The 17,234-nt window shown below is 60.4% G+C and carries 21 protein-coding genes and 2 tRNA genes; 7 read left to right on the forward strand and 16 right to left on the reverse strand.

The window, feature by feature from the left end:
- Positions 1-45 precede the first annotated feature (45 nt).
- Entirely contained in the window at positions 46-624 is a 579-nt protein-coding gene (locus TM49_RS07455) for an RNA polymerase sigma factor (protein WP_342021360.1), read from the reverse strand.
- A gap of 539 nt (positions 625-1,163) precedes the next feature.
- Between TM49_RS07455 and TM49_RS07460 the strand changes: the two genes are divergently transcribed.
- Positions 1,164-1,976: a metallophosphoesterase family protein gene (locus TM49_RS07460; RefSeq protein WP_045680273.1), complete on the forward strand. Its 813-nt coding sequence runs from the start codon at positions 1,164-1,166 to the stop codon at positions 1,974-1,976.
- A 192-nt stretch (positions 1,977-2,168) separates the two neighbouring features.
- Here the strand turns inward: TM49_RS07460 and TM49_RS07465 are convergent.
- Positions 2,169-2,244: transfer RNA gene (locus TM49_RS07465), tRNA-Ile, on the reverse strand.
- A 148-nt stretch (positions 2,245-2,392) separates the two neighbouring features.
- Here TM49_RS07465 and TM49_RS07470 point away from each other — a divergent pair.
- Entirely contained in the window at positions 2,393-3,133 is a 741-nt protein-coding gene (locus tag TM49_RS07470) for an SIMPL domain-containing protein (RefSeq protein WP_045680274.1), read from the forward strand.
- A 288-nt stretch (positions 3,134-3,421) separates the two neighbouring features.
- On the opposite strand, the gene TM49_RS07475 is transcribed toward TM49_RS07470, so the two are convergent.
- From TM49_RS07475 to TM49_RS07500, 6 genes are all read right to left on the reverse strand, one after another.
- Positions 3,422-3,844 (reverse strand): secondary thiamine-phosphate synthase enzyme YjbQ, encoded by a 423-nt coding sequence (locus TM49_RS07475; protein ID WP_045680275.1) that lies wholly within the window; start codon positions 3,842-3,844, stop codon positions 3,422-3,424.
- Positions 3,845-4,053: 209 nt separating this feature from the next.
- Positions 4,054-4,983, reverse strand: a complete 930-nt coding sequence (locus TM49_RS07480) for an electron transfer flavoprotein subunit alpha/FixB family protein (RefSeq protein ID WP_045680276.1) — start codon at positions 4,981-4,983, stop codon at positions 4,054-4,056.
- Between the two features lie 12 nt (positions 4,984-4,995).
- The gene (locus TM49_RS07485) at positions 4,996-5,745 is read right to left on the reverse strand and encodes an electron transfer flavoprotein subunit beta/FixA family protein (RefSeq protein ID WP_045680278.1); all 750 of its coding nucleotides are present in this window, start codon (positions 5,743-5,745) and stop codon (positions 4,996-4,998) included.
- Between the two features lie 169 nt (positions 5,746-5,914).
- On the reverse strand, positions 5,915-6,481 hold the full coding sequence (locus tag TM49_RS07490; RefSeq protein ID WP_045680279.1) for a cob(I)yrinic acid a,c-diamide adenosyltransferase: 567 nt from the start codon (positions 6,479-6,481) through the stop codon (positions 5,915-5,917).
- A 1-nt stretch (position 6,482) separates the two neighbouring features.
- Positions 6,483-6,680, reverse strand: coding sequence for a twin transmembrane helix small protein (locus tag TM49_RS07495; RefSeq protein WP_045680280.1), 198 nt, complete (start codon positions 6,678-6,680; stop codon positions 6,483-6,485).
- A gap of 74 nt (positions 6,681-6,754) precedes the next feature.
- Positions 6,755-7,588, reverse strand: a complete 834-nt coding sequence (locus TM49_RS07500) for an SDR family oxidoreductase (RefSeq protein WP_045680281.1) — start codon at positions 7,586-7,588, stop codon at positions 6,755-6,757.
- Positions 7,589-7,695: 107 nt separating this feature from the next.
- On the opposite strand from TM49_RS07500, the gene TM49_RS07505 reads away from it, so the two are divergent.
- A complete protein-coding gene (locus tag TM49_RS07505; protein WP_045680282.1) occupies positions 7,696-8,610 on the forward strand; it encodes a YihY/virulence factor BrkB family protein in 915 nt (304 codons plus the stop codon).
- On the opposite strand, the gene gluQRS is transcribed toward TM49_RS07505, so the two are convergent.
- The gene (gene gluQRS, locus TM49_RS07510; protein WP_045680283.1) at positions 8,575-9,453 is read right to left on the reverse strand and encodes a tRNA glutamyl-Q(34) synthetase GluQRS; all 879 of its coding nucleotides are present in this window, start codon (positions 9,451-9,453) and stop codon (positions 8,575-8,577) included. The two genes, TM49_RS07505 and gluQRS, sit on opposite strands and share 36 nt — an antisense overlap.
- Before the next feature lie 47 nt (positions 9,454-9,500).
- Between gluQRS and TM49_RS07515 the strand changes: the two genes are divergently transcribed.
- Together TM49_RS07515 and TM49_RS07520 are read left to right on the forward strand one after the other, a co-directional pair.
- Positions 9,501-10,145, forward strand: coding sequence for a DNA-3-methyladenine glycosylase family protein (locus TM49_RS07515; RefSeq protein WP_045680284.1), 645 nt, complete (start codon positions 9,501-9,503; stop codon positions 10,143-10,145).
- 115 nt (positions 10,146-10,260) lie between these two features.
- On the forward strand, positions 10,261-10,818 hold the full coding sequence (locus TM49_RS07520; RefSeq protein ID WP_045680285.1) for an HNH endonuclease: 558 nt from the start codon (positions 10,261-10,263) through the stop codon (positions 10,816-10,818).
- A gap of 6 nt (positions 10,819-10,824) precedes the next feature.
- On the opposite strand, the gene TM49_RS07525 is transcribed toward TM49_RS07520, so the two are convergent.
- The 3 genes from TM49_RS07525 to TM49_RS07535 all read right to left on the reverse strand — a co-directional run bounded on the left by TM49_RS07525 (position 10,825) and on the right by TM49_RS07535 (position 12,979).
- On the reverse strand, positions 10,825-11,787 hold the full coding sequence (locus TM49_RS07525; protein ID WP_045680286.1) for a cation diffusion facilitator family transporter: 963 nt from the start codon (positions 11,785-11,787) through the stop codon (positions 10,825-10,827).
- A 92-nt stretch (positions 11,788-11,879) separates the two neighbouring features.
- A complete protein-coding gene (locus TM49_RS07530) occupies positions 11,880-12,389 on the reverse strand; it encodes a disulfide bond formation protein B (protein WP_082074652.1) in 510 nt (169 codons plus the stop codon).
- An 8-nt stretch (positions 12,390-12,397) separates the two neighbouring features.
- Complete coding sequence (locus TM49_RS07535; protein WP_045684946.1) at positions 12,398-12,979, reverse strand: YqaA family protein; 582 nt, start codon at positions 12,977-12,979, stop codon at positions 12,398-12,400.
- Positions 12,980-13,148: 169 nt separating this feature from the next.
- Between TM49_RS07535 and TM49_RS07540 the strand changes: the two genes are divergently transcribed.
- A tRNA-Leu gene (locus TM49_RS07540) sits at positions 13,149-13,233 on the forward strand.
- Between the two features lie 129 nt (positions 13,234-13,362).
- Positions 13,363-14,724, forward strand: a complete 1,362-nt coding sequence (locus TM49_RS07545) for a tyrosine-type recombinase/integrase (protein WP_045680287.1) — start codon at positions 13,363-13,365, stop codon at positions 14,722-14,724.
- Positions 14,725-14,779: 55 nt separating this feature from the next.
- Here the strand turns inward: TM49_RS07545 and TM49_RS23365 are convergent, their stop codons facing one another.
- The 4 genes from TM49_RS23365 to TM49_RS22540 all read right to left on the reverse strand — a co-directional run bounded on the left by TM49_RS23365 (position 14,780) and on the right by TM49_RS22540 (position 17,107).
- A complete protein-coding gene (locus TM49_RS23365) occupies positions 14,780-14,998 on the reverse strand; it encodes a hypothetical protein (protein WP_144409500.1) in 219 nt (72 codons plus the stop codon).
- Positions 14,995-15,537, reverse strand: coding sequence for a hypothetical protein (locus TM49_RS07550; protein WP_144409501.1), 543 nt, complete (start codon positions 15,535-15,537; stop codon positions 14,995-14,997). Before TM49_RS07550 ends, TM49_RS23365 begins: the two co-directional genes overlap by 4 nt.
- A gap of 253 nt (positions 15,538-15,790) precedes the next feature.
- Positions 15,791-16,171, reverse strand: coding sequence for a hypothetical protein (locus TM49_RS07555; RefSeq protein ID WP_144409502.1), 381 nt, complete (start codon positions 16,169-16,171; stop codon positions 15,791-15,793).
- 243 nt (positions 16,172-16,414) lie between these two features.
- Positions 16,415-17,107: an XRE family transcriptional regulator gene (locus TM49_RS22540; RefSeq protein WP_024710193.1), complete on the reverse strand. Its 693-nt coding sequence runs from the start codon at positions 17,105-17,107 to the stop codon at positions 16,415-16,417.
- Positions 17,108-17,234: the final 127 nt, after the last annotated feature.

A 17,234-nucleotide genomic window follows, 5' to 3' on the forward strand; every position in this document is an offset into this window, starting at 1 on the left:
TACAATCGGGAGCGCAGAATTTTCCCTTCAGGATCGGCAAAAAACTCATTCTTCTTCCGTCGCGCTGAGGAGATGACGGTAGGCCTGATGGATCAGCGTCCACGCCCGGGTCGTGGAAATGCCCAGCTCTTCCCCCACTTCGGCAATCGTGCGTTCGCCGAGGCGATGCATTTCAAAGGCTGTGCGGGTTCTCGCCGGCAATTGCTCTAGCGCCCGGAAGGTTTGCAGGAGGCATTGCCGCGAATAGACGATATGCTCGGGAGACGGAGAAGGATCGGGCTGCTCCCGCGCCTCCTCACTGTCGAGGTCTACCGTTCGGATCAGCGCATCACGGCGAATCTGATTGATACCGAGATTGCGAGAAACCCGATAGAGATAGGCTTTGGGATTATGATTGGTAGCTCCCTCCAACGTCGATTGTCTCACGAGAACACGCTCGAAAGTGTCCTGCGTAATATCCGCCGCAGCCTCGCCGGACATTCCCCTTCGCATCAAAGACCGCGCGATACCTTTGGCGTGGAGCCGGAAAAGCCCCTGAATATCCCAACTCATCGACATGACGTTTTGACTACCCGTCCGTTCATCGCGAACACTCTGGAGGCTCTTTCCCGCAATCATCTTCATCGCAGTCTCCGCGGGGCGCCCACCTCGGAGGCTCCTCAGAAGCCTTAAACCTTCCTTTAAAAGTCATGTTTAAACGATGTCAATATGCCGCCATTTTGAGACAGCCAAACAAAGACTCCCGTATTGTACCCATGGCTGTAGAGTCCCGGCTGTAATTCGGCATGGGCGTTCGACGCTGATCGTCGCTTTAAGTCTTTCAAAGATGTAAAGCGTGTCAGTCCCGGTACCACGCCGAATGACACCTGGAAGCTGTGACGTTTTGCGCGCTTAGTCTCTATCGTAACGCCATGAGATGGAGCGCTCATCTCGGCAGACGCGCTTCAGTTCTCCAATGTCGGTTTTGTCCCCATCTTGCCCTTTTGTTTGTCACTCACCGAATGTCCGGCTTTGGATTCCGGACACGAACCACTCAATGGCTGAAATGGGGGCGCATTCCTGACCTTCCGATTTCTCCTTGCATGATAGCAAAGGCGTCGTTCGAGTGATATCAGGTAGCTTTAGCCACAAAGTCGGATCTATTCTGAAGCAAAGCAAGCTTGATGCGAATACTCGTCACAGCCGATTGGCACCTGGACTTATGGTGGCGAAGCTATCGCGATCCTTTTGCGACGTTCAGGTCGATTCTCGATGGGCTTGATGCCCTTGTGCTGGCGGGTGATCTCGCGAACAACCCATTGCTGAACTGGCCGAGAGGCCTGGAGCAGCTGGCACGCCTGATTGATCCGGCAAAGGTATTTATCCTGCCGGGCAACCACGACTATTATCAGTGGCAACTCGACGGCGACGAGCAGCTGAAGTCATTGGTGGAAGATGCCGGTATGCGCTTTATCCAGAAGGAGGCGCTGGAACTCGGTGGTATCCGGTTCCTTTGCTGCACGCTTTGGACCGATCTCTGTCTGACCGGGGATCGTGGAGCTGCTACCCGGCAGGCAAGCTATCGTATGACCGATTATGATCGGATCCGAGTCGACGGGAGAATGGTGTGCCCCGATGATTCGATCCGAGTTCATGCGGGCCATCTCGAATGGTTGACGCGAAAAGTCCAGGAACCTTTTGACGGGCGGACCGTCATCGTCAGCCATCATGCGCCCAGTCCATGTGTGGCGGGACCTGTCGATGATCTGACGCCTTGTTTCGCTTCCGATCTGGATGAATGGATTTTGCAGCATAGTCCCGACCTATGGCTGTTTGGGCATACGCACCGACACCTGAGCGGAAAAGTCGGAAGGACGCCGATCGTGAACGTTTCTTTCGGGTATCCGGAAAACGTCAGAGCTGGTGCGGAAGCGCATGTGTTGCTGCGGGGGCAGATTGACACAGACAAGGCCGGTCTCTTGGCGCGGGCAGCTTAGCACCGGCTGGGCGGCGTTGCGCGGCATCTATTTTTCAATTCATGGGTAAGGGGCGAAATCAGCAGGCGCCCGATTGGGCAGGCCGCGAGGGCTTCAAGGCATCGCCGCAAGCGGCGAATCGAAAAACCGACTTTTGTCGCAAAGTCGGCGTTTCCGTGTCGGACGACAACAACAACTGTACAAATTCAGAGGTGGTGGGCCTGGAGGGACTCGAACCCCCAACCAAGCGGTTATGAGCCGCCGGCTCTAACCATTGAGCTACAGGCCCTTCCGGCGGCAGGCGTCGGCCGGCGCGGGCAATGGCTCCCGGCGCGGACTTTCGAACTAAACCAAATCGAGGGATGCGGCAAGTCTTGCCGTATTGGCTTCACAATTGCCATGATAACTGCCGGTTCACATCAGAAAAGGGAGACACCATGGCTTATCTTACTGGGGCGTATTCACCGGCCCGTATTCTCGCAGCGGGCATCCTCGTGGCGGCGCCGCTCTTTGCCACCGCCAGCCTCGCCCAGCAGCCGCCGCAACAGGCGGCCATCAATGTTTCTGCCGAGGGCGATGCCACGCTGGTGCCGGACATGGCGACCGTCTCGCTCTCCGTCGTCAGCCAGGCGGATGACACGGCAACCGCGCTTTCCGACAATTCGGCGGCGATGACCAAGGTGATCGATGCGCTGAAGGCGAGCGGCATCGCCGAGACCGACATCCAGACCACCGATTTCTCGGTGAGCCCGCGCTACGACCAGGTGAAGGCGGATGACGGCACCACGCAAAGCCGGATCACCGGCTACGAGGTGCATAACGGCCTTGCCGTGAAGATCCGCGATCTCTCCAAGCTCGGCAGCGTGCTCGACCAGTCGGTCAAGCTCGGGGTGAATTCCGGCGGTGGCATCAGCTTCTCCAACAGCGATCCCTCCAAGGCTGAAGACGAAGCCCGTCGTGAGGCGGTCGCCAACGCGCTCGCCAAGGCCAAGACACTGGCCGAGGCCGCAGGCGTGACGCTCGGCGACGTGCTGTCGATTTCGGAGCAGAGTTCAAGCCCGCAGCCGGTGATGTTCCGGGCCATGGCAATGGCGAAGGCAGACAGCGCCGTTCCTGTTGCCGCTGGCGAAAACACCTACAGCGTCAACGTCAACATGACGTTCGGCATCGGCCAGTAATGTCGTCCGGCCAGGCAGAGGCTGTCTGGTGCGCAAACAAAACGCAGCCCCTTGCCGCCGGCCGGTCTGGCCGGCGGACCCTTCCTCCGTTCCCAGCGCTTCCTGTCATCCGGTCTGTGTCGGTCATTCGATCCTTGAACCGTGTCCGGCAGGGCCGATGCCGCGCCAGCGGTCGCCGGCCGCGACGAGCTGCGGGCGAGCCTTCGGCCGAAATTCAGGGGCACCGCTGATTAGCGGGAGATTGCCGTCGGGAAACCGCGGCGCTTGCCGCAGTCCTGTTCAGTCTCGTCACGGCGAAAGGTGCAGCACGATCTCGCGGCGGTGGGAACGGTCGCGGTGTTCGAAGAGATAGAGACCCTGCCAGGTGCCGAGCGCCAGTCGGCCGGCGGAAACCGGCACGCCGAGCGAAACCTGGGTGAGGGCGGACTTGATATGGGCGGGCATATCGTCCGGGCCTTCCAGCCGGTGGACGAGGTAGTCCATCGACGGGTCGTCCGCCGGTGGCGCCAGCCGGGCGAAATAGGCTGAAAGGTCGCGTTTGACGTCCGGATCGGCGTTTTCCTGGATCAGCAGCGAGCAGGACGTGTGGCGCACGAAGGCGGTGAGGAGACCTTCCTCCATGCCTGCCGTGCGAACGAAGCGGGCGGCCTCATCGGTGAATTCGTAGAGGCCCTGGCCACGGGTCGATATCGTCAGGCGGGTCTGGGGCATGGCTTGGTCCTTGTCCGGTCGGGCGTCGTCATCCGGGGCGTTTTTGCAAAGTTTTGCCCCAGTGGGCGGGGCAATCGCATGCAACGCGCCGCCCAACCCTCAAAACTTTCTCGCCCCGGAGGCGAGAGAGTATTGGGAGCGAGCTGCCACGCCATTTGCGATCGTCCTCCGCAAGCGGAGAACGGAATCGGGGCAAGCGGCGAACCGCGTCAAAGCGCCTTTTCAAGCTCCGGCAGGATCTCGAACAGGTCGCCGACGAGGCCGTAATCGGCCACCTGGAAGATCGGTGCCTCCTCGTCCTTGTTGATCGCGACGATCACCTTGGAATCCTTCATGCCGGCCAGATGCTGGATGGCGCCGGAAATGCCGCAGGCAATGTAGAGGTCTGGGGCGACAACCTTGCCGGTCTGGCCGACCTGCCAGTCGTTCGGCGCGTAGCCGGCATCGACGGCGGCACGCGAGGCGCCGACGGCAGCGCCAAGCTTGTCGGCAACGGGCAGGATTACCTCACGGAATTTCTCAGACGAGCCGAGCGCGCGGCCGCCGGAGATGATGATCTTGGCCGACGTCAGTTCGGGACGCTCGGACTTGGCGATCTCGTTCTTGACGAAGGTCGAAAGGCCCGGTTCGGCAGCGGCGGAAACGGCTTCCACCGGGGCGCTGCCGGTCATCGCGGCGGCCTCGAAGCTTGCGGTGCGCACTGTGATCACCTTCTTGGCGTCGTGCGATTTCACCGTCTCGATGGCGTTGCCGGCATAGGTCGGGCGCTTGAAGGTGTCCGGCGCGATCACCTCGGTGATTTCGGAAATCTGCATCACGTCGCAAAGGGCGGCAACGCGCGGCAGCACGTTCTTGCCGGTCGAGGTGGCCGCCGCCATGATCACGTCATAGCCATCGGCGAGCGCCAGGATGGTGGCGGAAAGCGGCTCGGCGCGGTCTTCGGCAAGGCTAGCGTCATCGGCAACAAGCACCTTGGCAACACCGGCGATCTTTGCGGCACTTTCGGCGGCAGCGGAAACGCCGCTGCCGGTGACGAGCACATGAATGTCGCTGCCGATCCGGGAGGCGGCGGTCGCGGCCTTGGCGGTCTGGTCGGAGATGGTGGCGCCGTCATGTTCGGCGAGAAGAAGAATGGTCATCGATCGGTCTCCTTACAGCACGCCGGCTTCGTTTTTCAGCTTGTCCACCAGTTCGGCGGCGGATGAAACCTTGATGCCGGCCTTGCGGGCTTCCGGCTCCTCGGTCTTCAGCACGTCCAGCCGGCGGGCGGTATCGACGCCGTAATCGGCGGGCGTCTTCTTGTCGACCGGCTTCTTTTTCGCCTTCATGATGTTCGGCAGCGAGGCATAGCGCGGCTCGTTGAGGCGCAGATCCGTGGTGACGATCGCCGGCAGCTTGACGGTGATGGTCTGCAGCCCGCCGTCGATCTCCCGGGTGACAGTGGCAAGGCCATCGCCGATCTCGAGCTTCGAGGCATAGGTGGCCTGGCCCCAGCCGAGAAGGGCTGAAAGCATCTGCCCGGTCTGGTTGCTATCGTCGTCGATCGCCTGCTTGCCGAGAATGACGAGGCCAGGTTCTTCCTCTTCAGCAACCTTCTTCAGAAGCTTGGCGACGGCGAGCGGCTCGACGGTGCCTTCGGCCTCGATCAGGATGCCGCGGTCGGCGCCCATGGCGAGCGCGGTGCGGATGGTCTCCTCGGCCTTGGCCGGGCCGATGGAAACGGCGACAACCTCGGAAGCGATGCCCGCTTCCTTCAGTCGCAGCGCCTCTTCAACGGCGATCTCGTCGAAGGGATTCATCGACATCTTCACATTCGCGAGCTCCACACCGGTGCCATCCGGCTTGACGCGAATCTTGACGTTGTAGTCGACAACCCGTTTGACCGGGACCAGAACCTTCATACTCAACCTCCTGGATTGCGGCCCGGAAGGGCCCGGCCGGAACCGGCCGTGATTTCATGCAACGATGCGGCCTTTGCGGCGCGATCACTTGCCAATGGGCGACATGAATAATTTCATTTGCCGCCATGCGCAAAGAATCATTGCCCAAAGGGCGCAGATTTTGCGCAAATCATCGGTTCTTGCCGGGCACCCAGAGAATGTCCGCCGCGCCGTTGTCATTGGCGTGACGGGCCGCGACGAACAGGAAATCGGAGAGCCGGTTGATATAGGAAAGCGCCGGCGTGCTGACGGCCTCGCGTTCGCCGAGCGCCACCATGGCGCGCTCGGCGCGGCGGCAGATGGTGCGGGCCATGTGAAGATGTGTGGCGAGCGGACTGCCGCCGGGCAGGATGAAGGAGTTGAGCGGTGCGAGCTTCCCGTTCAGCCGGTCGATCTCCCCTTCGATCCATGTGACCTGGGCGCTAACGATGCGCAGCGGCTGGTAGCCAAGGTTCTCGCCGGTCTCCGGCGTGGCGAGATCGGCGCCGAGGTCGAAGAGGTCGTTCTGGATGCGCTCGATGGCGCCGGCGAGGCCATCGGTCGTTGCAAGCCGTACCAGCCCGAGCGCTGCATTGGTCTCGTCGACATCGCCGATGGCGGCAAGCCTCAGATCGGATTTCTTGCGGCGGGGGCCGGCGGCGAGCCCGGTCGTCCCGTCGTCGCCGGTGCGGGTATAGATCTTGTTCAGTTTGACCATTTCAATGTCCGGATTGGGCAAGCCACAGCGTCAGCATGATGAGGATGATGGCGAGTGCCTGGAAGGCGATGCGGGCCTGCATCATCTTGTTGGAAAAGCGCGGATTGCCGCCGAGCATCATGTTGACGAGGCCGCGGCCGAGGAAGAACACGACCAGCAGCATGACGATGACGGTCACGAATGTCAGAAATGTCGACATGGCTTTTCCTCCGCGTTTGGGCGCGCATCTGACGACAATTTGCCGGGGCATGCAAGGGCAAGGCGGCTCGGACCTCAGCTCATCCGGCCCATCAGGCGATAGAACCAGTCGGCCGGCATCAGCCGCTTCAGGATCATGCCCTGTTTGGCCGGCGTGGTGACAGGGTAGTGCGGGCGCGGCCGCTTTTCTGTCAGTGCTCTTGTCAGAACGGCATAGACGACATCGGGTTCGAGCTTGTGGCGGTTCGGCGGCCCGGAACCGTCGAGCCGGGCGAGCTGGCGGCGATAATCCTCGGCATGGACCGAGCCTTCGATGTCGATATTGGCGCGGATGTGCTTCAGCGCATTGGCGGTGAATTTCGAGGCGATCGGTCCCGGCTCGATCAGGCTGACGAAGATGCCGCTGCCTTCGAGTTCCATGCGCAGCGTCAGCGACAGCGCTTCGAGCGCGTATTTGGAGGCTGAATAGGGGCCGCGAAAACGATAGGGCAGCAGGCCGAGGATCGAGGAGCACTGGACGATGCGGCCATGGCGCTGAGCCCGCATGATCGGAACCACCTGACGCGTCAGCTCGTGAACGCCGAAGACATTGGCTTCGAACTGGGCGCGTAGCACATCGGTGGAGACGTCCTCGACGGCGCCGGTCTGGCCGTACGCGCCGTTGTTGAACACCGCGTCAAGGCCACCGCCGGTCCGCGCCCTGACGGCCTCGACAAGGGCGGTAATCGAGGTGGTGTCGGTATAATCCATGTAGAAGGCCTCAAGGCCATTGGCCTCAAGCGCCGCGATATCCTCCGGCCGCCTGGCGGTGGCGAATACCCGCCAGCCATTCTGGGCGAGCGCGCGGGCGCAGTAGGCGCCGATGCCGCTCGAACAGCCGGTGACGATTATCGTGGATTTCTTTTCCAATGGCTTCCTCCGGTACACGAATACATTGTTGTTCCTATATAAGATCGAAAGGACCGCGATAAACGTGACGCCTGTCCGCCGCCGCCAGAATGCCTCTTGGAGACAGAATGAAAAAGCCGATCCGGACAACCCTGCGTGTGGCCTATGATGCGCTTTACCATTTCAGCGAGGATGACGGCTGGGCGATGGCAAGTCATGTGGCGCTGTCGACGCTGCTGGCGCTGTTTCCATTCCTGATCTTCGGCACCACGCTTGCCGGCTTTCTCGGCGCCGACCAGTTCGCCGAAGTCGCCATCAACTTCATCGTCGGCGCCTGGCCCCAGGAGATTGCCGAACCAGTGGCAAACCAGATCCGACAGGTGCTGACCGTGCCGCGCGGCGGGCTGCTGACGGTCTCGGTCATGGCGGCGGCCTACTTCGCCTCGAACGGCGTGGAGGCCGTGCGGCTTTCGCTTAACCGGGCCTACCGGGTGGAGGAAAACCGCAGTTGGTGGTGGCTTCGCATCCGCAGCCTCGGCTTTGTCCTGCTGGCCTCGATCATCTTCGCCTTTCTCAGCATCATGTTCGTGGCCGTGCCGATCGCTCTGCATTTCGCCGAACGCTGGTTCCCATGGCTGACGGCCGCGTTGCAGCAGCTTTCCAAGCTCAGGCTGCTGGGCACTTTCCTGCTGCTGCTTGTCGGGCTGACCATCGCCCATCTCTACCTCGCTGCCGGCAAGCGCCGGCTTGTCGATGTGCTGCCGGGCGTGATCCTGACGCTCATCGTCTGGTCGATCTTCGCCTCGGGCTTTGCCTATTACCTCGGCACCTTCGCGCAATATAGCGCCACTTATGCCGGCCTTGCGACACCGATGATCCTGCTGGTCTTCCTCTATTCGATCGGCGTGATCCTGCTTCTCGGCGCTGAAGTGAATGCCGGGCTCCTGAAGTACAAGGTGATCAAGCATGCGCCCTGGAGCCGCCACCGCGGCCGCAAGGCGCATATCTCAGATGCCGCAAAGGACCCGAATGTCCGCAACTGAGCGGCCTTCGGCGCGCAATTGCCTGAGCGCCGTATCGTTGTTCGATTTTGACAGCTTGCGGCCATCCGGGCCCAGAAGCAGGCGGTGATGGTGGTAGAGCGGTTGCGGTAGGCCGAGAAGCACCTGCAACACGCGGTGGACGGCGGTGGCGTGATAAAGATCGCGCCCGCGCACGACATGGGTGATGCCCTGCGCGGCATCGTCGACGACCACCGAGAGATGGTAGCTCGAGGGCGCATCGGAGCGCGACAGCACGACGTCCCCCCAATCTGCCGGCGAAGCTGCAATCTCCACTGTGCGGTCCCCGGTCCCCTCCTGCCAGGAAAGCGGCGCACCGATGCGCGCGAGCGCCGCCGCCATGTCGAGGCGCCATGCGTGGCGATGGCCGGCGGCCATCAGCGCCCGCCGCTCGTCTGCGGGCCGTGCTCGATCGCGCGCCGGATAAAGCGGCGCACCGTCCGGATCGCGCGGCCAGCGCGCGCCCGCCGCCTCGTGATCCGCCACCATCTGGCGAACGGTGCCGCGGGTCATGAAGGCGGGGTAGGCGAGGCCTTCTGCAACCAGCCGGTCGAGCGCGGCCTGGTATTCGGCAAAGTGCTCCGACTGGCGAAACACCGGGCCGTCGAAGCCGATGCCGAGCCAGGCGAGATCCTCAATGGCCGCGGCCTCGTTTTCCGGCGTGCAGCGGGCCCTGTCGATATCCTCCATGCGCAGCAGCAGCCGGCCACCCATGGCATCCGCGCGCCGGCGGTTCTCGAAGGCCGAGAGCGCATGGCCGAGATGAAGCAGGCCGTTCGGGCTCGGCGCGAAGCGGAAAGTGGGTCGCCCGGAAGTTTCAGACATGCCATGAAGGTTCCCTGATCATCTTGAGACGTTCAGGGGTAGAACCGATGCAGCGCATGTGCAACGCCGATGACCTCAAAATCGCGACGGAAGCCCTGCTTCGGCAGGCGCCCGATCTTGCCGCAATCGCGACGGCGTGCGGCCCGCCGCCGCTGAGGCTGATGCCGGCGGGCTTTGCCGGCCTTGCCGAGGTGGTCGCTGGCCAACTCATTTCAAAGCAGGCCGCGGCGGCAATCTATGCGCGGCTTGAACAGGAGGCCCGGCCGATTTCGCCACAGACCTATCTGGCGCTTTCCCCGGAGACGCATGCCGCAATCGGCCTGACGCGCGCCAAGCAGGCGGCCCTTGCCGGCATAGCCGAGGCGATCCTTTCCGGTGAGCTTGATCTCGCCGCACTCGGCACGATGGACAGCGCCGAAGCGACAAGGGCCCTGACCCGCTATCGCGGCATCGGCGTCTGGACGGCGGAAGTCTATCTGATGTTCTGCGAAGGTCACGCGGATATATTTCCAGCGGGCGATCTTGCTTTGCGCGCTGCCGCCGCCCATGCCTTCGCCATGGAGAAAAGGCCGGAGATTGCCGCGCTCAGGGCGCGCGCCGAGACCTGGCGGCCGTGGCGTTCGGTCGCCGCGCGGCTGCTCTGGGCCTATTATGCGAATGTGATGAAGCGGAATGTTCTGCCCGTCGGCTGAAGTCTTTCGACATGTCTGCCGCAACTTTGCAAAGCCGAATTAATCAGGCTTCACAATACTGTAACAACGGGCCTAATATACAGGAGGAAGATGCCGAATCGATCAGGAGAGTCACTTGACGATTGCAGTCTCGCCTCAGGCCTTGCCGGCGCTCGTGCTGAATGCCGACTTTCGGCCCCTGAGCTACTACCCCTTGTCGTTATGGTCCTGGCAGGACGCGATCAAGGCGGTTTTTCTCGACCGTGTGAACATCATCGCCGAGTACGATCAGGCCGTGTCGTCGCCAAGTTTCTCGATGCGGCTGCCAAGCGTCGTCTGCCTGAAGACCTACATCAAGCCCTCGCGCAACCCCGCCTTCACCCGCTTCAACGTGTTCCTGCGCGACCGTTTCCAGTGCCAGTATTGCGGCACCCGGGAAGAGCTGACCTTCGACCACGTCATCCCGCGCTGCAAGGGCGGCGAGACGACCTGGGACAATGTCGTTGCCGCCTGTTCGCCGTGCAACCTGAAGAAGGGGTCGAAGCTGCCGAGACAGGCTGGCATGATCCCGTTCCAGAAGCCCTACCAGCCGACCGTCCAGGACCTCCACAACAACGGCCGCCTGTTCCCGCCGAACTACCTGCACGAAAGCTGGCTCGATTATCTCTACTGGGACAGCGAACTGGAACCGTAATCCGCTTCAGACGACGTGCGATGGCCTGAGGTGGCAATTCTCGGCAGCTTCGGCCGTTTCGATCTGCAATGTCGTGTGGCCGATGCCGAAGTCGTGCTTCAGCTCTTCGGGCAGGCTGGCCAGCAGATGCTTCGGGTCAGTGTTGCGGCATACCAGATGGGCGGTCAACGCGGTCTCGGTGGTGCTCAGCGCCCAGATATGCAGGTCGTGGACTTCCTCGACGCCATCGGCACTTTCCAGATGCTTGCGCACGGCGGTGATGTCGATGCCGCTCGGCACGGCGTCGATCGCCATCATCACCGAATCGCGCAGCAGACCCCAGGTGCCGATCAGGATGACGGCGGAAATGATCAAGCTGACGGCGGGGTCGATCCAGTCGAAGCCTGTCCACATGATGAGCAGCGCTGCGAAGATGACGCCGATCGTCACCAGGGCGTCGATTGCCATGTGCAGGAAGGCGCCGCGGATGTTGAGGTCGTCCTTGCTGCCGGAGGCGAAAAGCCAGGCGGTGAAACCGTTGACCAGCACGCCCGCGGCCGCCACCCAGATGACGGTGACAGAGGCGATCGGTTCCGGCTGGAAGAAGCGGCCGATCGCCTCCCAGCTGATCGCACCGACGGCGATGAGCAGGATGATGGCATTGGCGAGCGAGGCCAGGATCGGCGCCCGCTTGAAGCCATAGGTGCGCACACTGGTTGGCGGCTTGGCCGCAAGCCACATCGCGCCCCAGGCGATCAGCAGGCCGAAAACGTCGGAGAGATTGTGGCCGGCATCGGCGATGAGAGCGAGTGAGCCGCTCATGACCCCGAATATCGCTTCGAGCACGACATAGACGATGTTGAGGCTGATGCCGATGGCAAAAGCCCGGCCGAAATTGGCCGGCGCATGGCTATGTCCATGCGCGCCGTGCGCATGGGCGCTATGGTCGTGGCCTCCATGGTCGTGCGAACCGTGGTGGTGATCGGCCATGTCTGCGCTCCCCTTTGCTGCCCCGCCCAGTCTGGACGGGAGCAGCCTGTCACAATCAAGGGGCGCCGTCGAGATTTGTCGGCCAGGATTGCTCAGTTCTTGCGGAAGCCCCAGAGCGCGATTGCGGCGAGGATGATGCTGACGACGACGTTCCAGCCGGCAAAGGAGAGGCCGAGGACACGCAGCGCGGCCTCATCGCATTTCGGCCCGGTCACCGTGTTGAGGTCGGAAAGCAGCGTGTTGACGTTGTTGGTGACGCTGTCGAGCGCGCCCGAACAATCGGTCGGGCCGGCCCACCATTTCCATTCCACGCCGGAGTGGTAGATACCCATCACCATGCCCCAGACCATCAGCCCGGCAATCACCAGAAGCGCCAGCCGGCCGACGAAGCGCGGCAGGCCGAAGCGTACGGCCAGAAGCCCGAGCACGCCGACGGGGATACCGGTATAATAGGGAATGCGCTCGAGCAGGCAGAGGTGGCACGGGATGTAGCCGCCGATATGCTCGAAGCCGAGGGCGGAACCGACGGAGACGGCCATGCCGAGCGTGGTGAGCGCGAGGCCGATCTGAAGGCGTTGGCGGGTGATGGCGTGAGGCAGCATGCTTCGTCCTAGAACACGTATTTGACCAGATAGAATCCGCCGCCCAGAAGCACGACGAACAGGGTGAAAAGAAGACCGAGATATTTCTCGATGAAGTCACGGATCGGCGCGCCGTAGCGGCTGAGCAGCCAGGCGATCAGGAAGAACCGGAACGACCGGCCGATGACGCTGACGAGCAGGAATATGCCGAAGTTCAGCCCGGTCGCGCCGGAGAAGATCGTCAGCACCTTGTAGGGAAACGGCGTGATTGCGGCAAACAGCACACCCCAGCCGCCCCAGCTGTTATACCAGGCGGCGATCTTGTCGTAGGAATCGAGCTTGCCGTAGAACGACAGGATCGGCTCGGCGACCTGATCGAACAGGAACATGCCGATGAAATAGCCGGCGATCGCGCCGAGCACCGAGGCGAGCGTGCAGATGACGCCGATGCGCACCCATTTTGCGGGCTTGGCGATCACCATCGGGATCAGCAGCACGTCGGGCGGGATCGGAAAGAACGAGCTTTCGGCGAAGGAAACGCCGAAGAGCACGCGTTCTGCGTTGCGGGTCGCGGCGAGGGAGAGGGTCCATTCGTAGAGGCGGCGCAGCATGTTGGTTCCGGAAATGATTGGGTGATGGAAAACGGTCCGTTGCGCCGGAGGATGGTCAATCCCACCCGCCTTGTCCATTCAACAGTGAGGGAACACAGCAAAAATTCCATGACCTCGGTCAAAACGTGTTGACGGTCAGCGCCCTGTCCCTGTATTTCCAGCCACAAGGGCCCCTTTGGCGGAATTGGTAGACGCGCCTGACTCAAAATCAGGTTCCGAGAGGAGTGCCGGTTCGATTCCGGCAGGGGGCACCAAATTTCTTACCGTCGCTCTTCATTAAGCTTTTGTTTTTCAACTGAAAATTAGGAAATCCCTTCCCTGGATATTGCGCTCAATGCCTTTTGCGTGCAACAAAGTGTGCAGCAAATTGGGTAACGAGCGCTATGCGAACCACGTCCAAAGGAAAGAATCCTGACCGCTTTCTGACCACGCGACAAGGTATTTACATGTACGTTCGGCGGGTGCCGAAACTTGCGATAGACCTTGATCCCCGAGCGCCGGCTATTCGAATTTCGCTCGGGACTCGTGATCTTGCGATGGCTCGGATTAAACGTGACGCCTACGAAGAGGCTGACAACGCATTGTGGGGCGCATATTTAGGGGGGGATGATCGCAGTAATGCGGACGCACGCTACCGCGCAGCCGTGGCGCGAGCGCGTGCTCTGGATTTCACCTATCGTCCGGCAGCCGATGTGATGGCAAGTGAGACCGGCGATCAGATCATGTTGCGACTGGATGCATTGTCGACTTCACCGCCAAAGAGCATGGACGCCACGGCGGTTTTGGGGCTTGAACCTCGGCCGCGCGTTCGATTGTCCGAAGCCTTCGAGCTATATCTGACAGAAATTGCCGCACCGGAAGTTGCAGGCAAGAGCGCTACACAGAGGCGCAACTGGACTAAGGTGCGGCGCCGGGCTGTTTCAAATTTCATTGCGGTTGCCGGAGATAAGTATTTCGATGAAATCGATCGCCAGGATGCTCTGAAACTCTACCGATACTGGCGGGAGAAGATTGCACCGGCTGACGGCCCCGCCCAAAGAAGCGCTTCGTCCGGCAATAAGGATATCGGCTGCCTTCGCAACATCTGGCGATCCTATCAACGCTATCAGGGTGTATCGTCGGACAATAATCCGTTTGCTAACCTATCATTCCGCGACAAGAACAGCGCCCAGCGGCCTCCATTCTCTGCTGAATGGCTTGAGAGGTGTGTATTGGCACCGGGCGCGCTATCAGGCTTGAACGAAGAAGCACGTCATATCGTACAGATTCTGATCGAAACGGGCGCTAGGCCGTCTGAGATCTGTAATCTGGTGACTGAACAGATTCACCTTGATCACGAAGTTCCCCACATAGCGATAGCGCCCCGGGCTGATCGGGCCGATCCGCGAGAAATCAAAACGACCTCGTCGATCCGGCTTGTGCCGCTTACGGGTGTCGCACTGGCAGCCATGCGATTTCATCCGGACGGCTTTCCCAGGTACAAGAACCGCGAGGAAACACTCTCCCAGACGCTGAACAAGTATTTTCGAGCCCGTTCCCTGTTTCCGACATCAAAGCACAAGATCTATTCAATCCGCCATGCGTTTGAGGATCGTATGAAGGAAGCGGGGCTGGATACAGAGCTGCGTATGATGGTCATGGGGCATGCGATTGACAGGCCGAAGTATGGTTCTGGTGGGTCGCTGGAATGGAGGCGTCAGGAGCTTGAGAGGATCACGCTCAGCTTCGATGAAAGCTGTCTCTGAATGGGGGGCAGCGAGCATGTTTGCATGACTTGGCGAATTTTCTGGGCCAGCCGCTTTATTGATGTGCTCTTTTTTCAGCCCGGGCGCGCACTGATGCCATCACAGCTCGGTTTTGTTCCCGCTTCTCCAATTGACCTTCTAGCCAAGAATACATTGGCAGCAGGACCTGTCCTTTTTCGCCGCGTGCTATGATCTCTTCTGCCAGACGACTGAGTGCCTGTTCGATCTGTTCGATGCTCCATTTCTCGGATATATCTGAGGGCTGAACCGTCAAACTCTTCGCCTCCAAGCCTCAAATTCTCTCACCATTTCCCGCCAGTGGGCTGCTGCCGCAGGGTCGATGTTCAACGCGCTGCGGCTTGCGATCGCGAGAACAGACCGTACCCGTGTTGCAGCCGTCTTTTCTGTCGCCGGTTGCGCAAGGTCGTGCCGTTCGATGAGAAACCGCACGAAGGCCGGCTCGGCACATTTCATGGCGCATTCGGCAGAATAGTCCTTCGCTGGCCTTCCGCCCTTGGCTTCAAGCTCTCGCCGCAGTTGCTCGATCTCGCGTCGTCGTTCGGCATCACGGCGCGCTGCTGCATCCAACATGCCGATCAGGTCGGCTGGAATCTCGATATGCCTTCGGATCAGTTCGCGGTTGTCTGCCGGACAGGAGACCGGAAGCGAGCAGATGATCTCCGGTTCGCCCGGTCCGGATATTTCCAGATGCATGCCCTCCGTGTCGGCCATGACGTCGGAAGGCGGTGTGGCGCTCGTTATCAGCGCGCGATAGCATTCCAAACGCTCCCTTGCGGGCAATCTGTCATGCATGGTGCACCTCGCACCGAAGCAACTCAGCCGCCGCGGGGGAGTGCGCTTCCGTTGGGCTCGCGGCGTCACGCGCTCCTGTCATGGTGTCAGACCCCGGATACCGCAGCGAGGGCGCTTTCGAAGGCGATGATTGCCCGCACTGTGAGCATGAGAAGAAGCGCACTGCCGATGACGACTGTCGGGAGTGCGATACGGCGCAGCAAGTTGCAGTCATCTTGCGTAAGGGGGTGACGGTGAGCTATCAGGCGCGTGTTCATACTTCAGCGCCTTTTTCAGCATTCATGTTCGCAACGATCCGCGAAACCATGCCATGCTTGCCGAGCGTATCGTCGAAGCGCCTCCAACGCAGACTATCTGGGTCGAACAGCGCGTCGAAAGTTCGCTCGGATGGCTCCATATCTGCGGGGAGGAAACCGCCGTTGGCGAGGGGCGTTTGGGTGGTGCAGTCGGTTTCGTTCGTTTTCGCAGGCTCTATCCCGGAGGGCGAAAGCAGGCCGCCTGGCTTGAGTTTTGCGTATTCGAAGAACTCCGGTTGGTCCATCTCGTCCAGGGCGTCCCATATCTGATCGAGATTACCCCAGACGATGCCATGCAGCATTTTGGTTTCTGCGGCCCGGACCAGATAGACACTCATCACATTCTCCATGCGTCGTGCCTGAGGTGAGCGTCATAATCGGTGCTGCATCCTCGGGCAGATTGTTTAGTATGAAAAATGTGCCATATGGCAATATTGTTGGCAAGGGGTAATGTGCCAAATGGCATATTGGTGTTATCGACACAAAAAAAGCCCGCTGGAGCAGGCTTCTTGAATTATGCTGAAAACGAATTTCTCAGGGGCTGAGACCGTGGTTCATACCCCGGCTTTCGGCAAGCGCCGTTATCCGCGCCATTGGAACCAGGCCACAATGCGCCCATAAACGCGAACATCCCGGCGAGAGAGGCGGTCGGGTTCGCCATACCGCTCCTTGTTATCCGAGATGACAAGTATGTCGTCAGTTCTAGGAACAAGCTTCAAGCGCTTGATAACGAGACCATCCCCGTAATCGCAGGCATATATGTCTTCCGGACTCGGAAAAACATGATCTGTATCGACAAAGACGGTGGAGCCTTTTTTAACAGTGGGCTCCATGCTGTCACCGATTACGGGCACCGCCTTGATACGGTTGAGGTTGGGCCATCCAGCCTTAATTGTTTCAGGAAATGACCAGAAGCCATCAGACATTGACGGGTCGAGCAATTCCCCGTCATCGGTGTATTCGACGCTCAAAAGACCACCTCCGCCGGCTCCTGACACGATGTTGAGATTTTCAACATCTCCCGTCTTTCGGGCGGGCTTTAGAAGAGACGGCATATCGCCAGCGAGAGACAGGGCTTCATGATCAAACTCGTCTGTCAGTTCGATTGGTTCGACCTCAAGACCTCTCGCGATCTTGATTACATTTTCGAGTGTAAGTCCACGCTTTCCGCTTTCCATGCGCGAAAGATGGGTATGGGAGATACCTGTCCGTTCGGACAGCTCCTCTAAAGTTACAGATTTGGATTTGCGGAGTTCGCGAACTCTGTTTGCCATGGGTTAGGTATTTTGCCAATTGGAACAAGTTTCAACCGCCAAATGGCAATGTGCCTATTGACAAAATAGCGCCATATGACACATTGCGCACATGAAGCTGGATCCGTACGTCAAATATTCAGGTCTA

It is taken from the genome of Martelella endophytica, assembly GCF_000960975.1.
Taxonomy (GTDB): Bacteria; Pseudomonadota; Alphaproteobacteria; order Rhizobiales; family Rhizobiaceae; genus Martelella; species Martelella endophytica.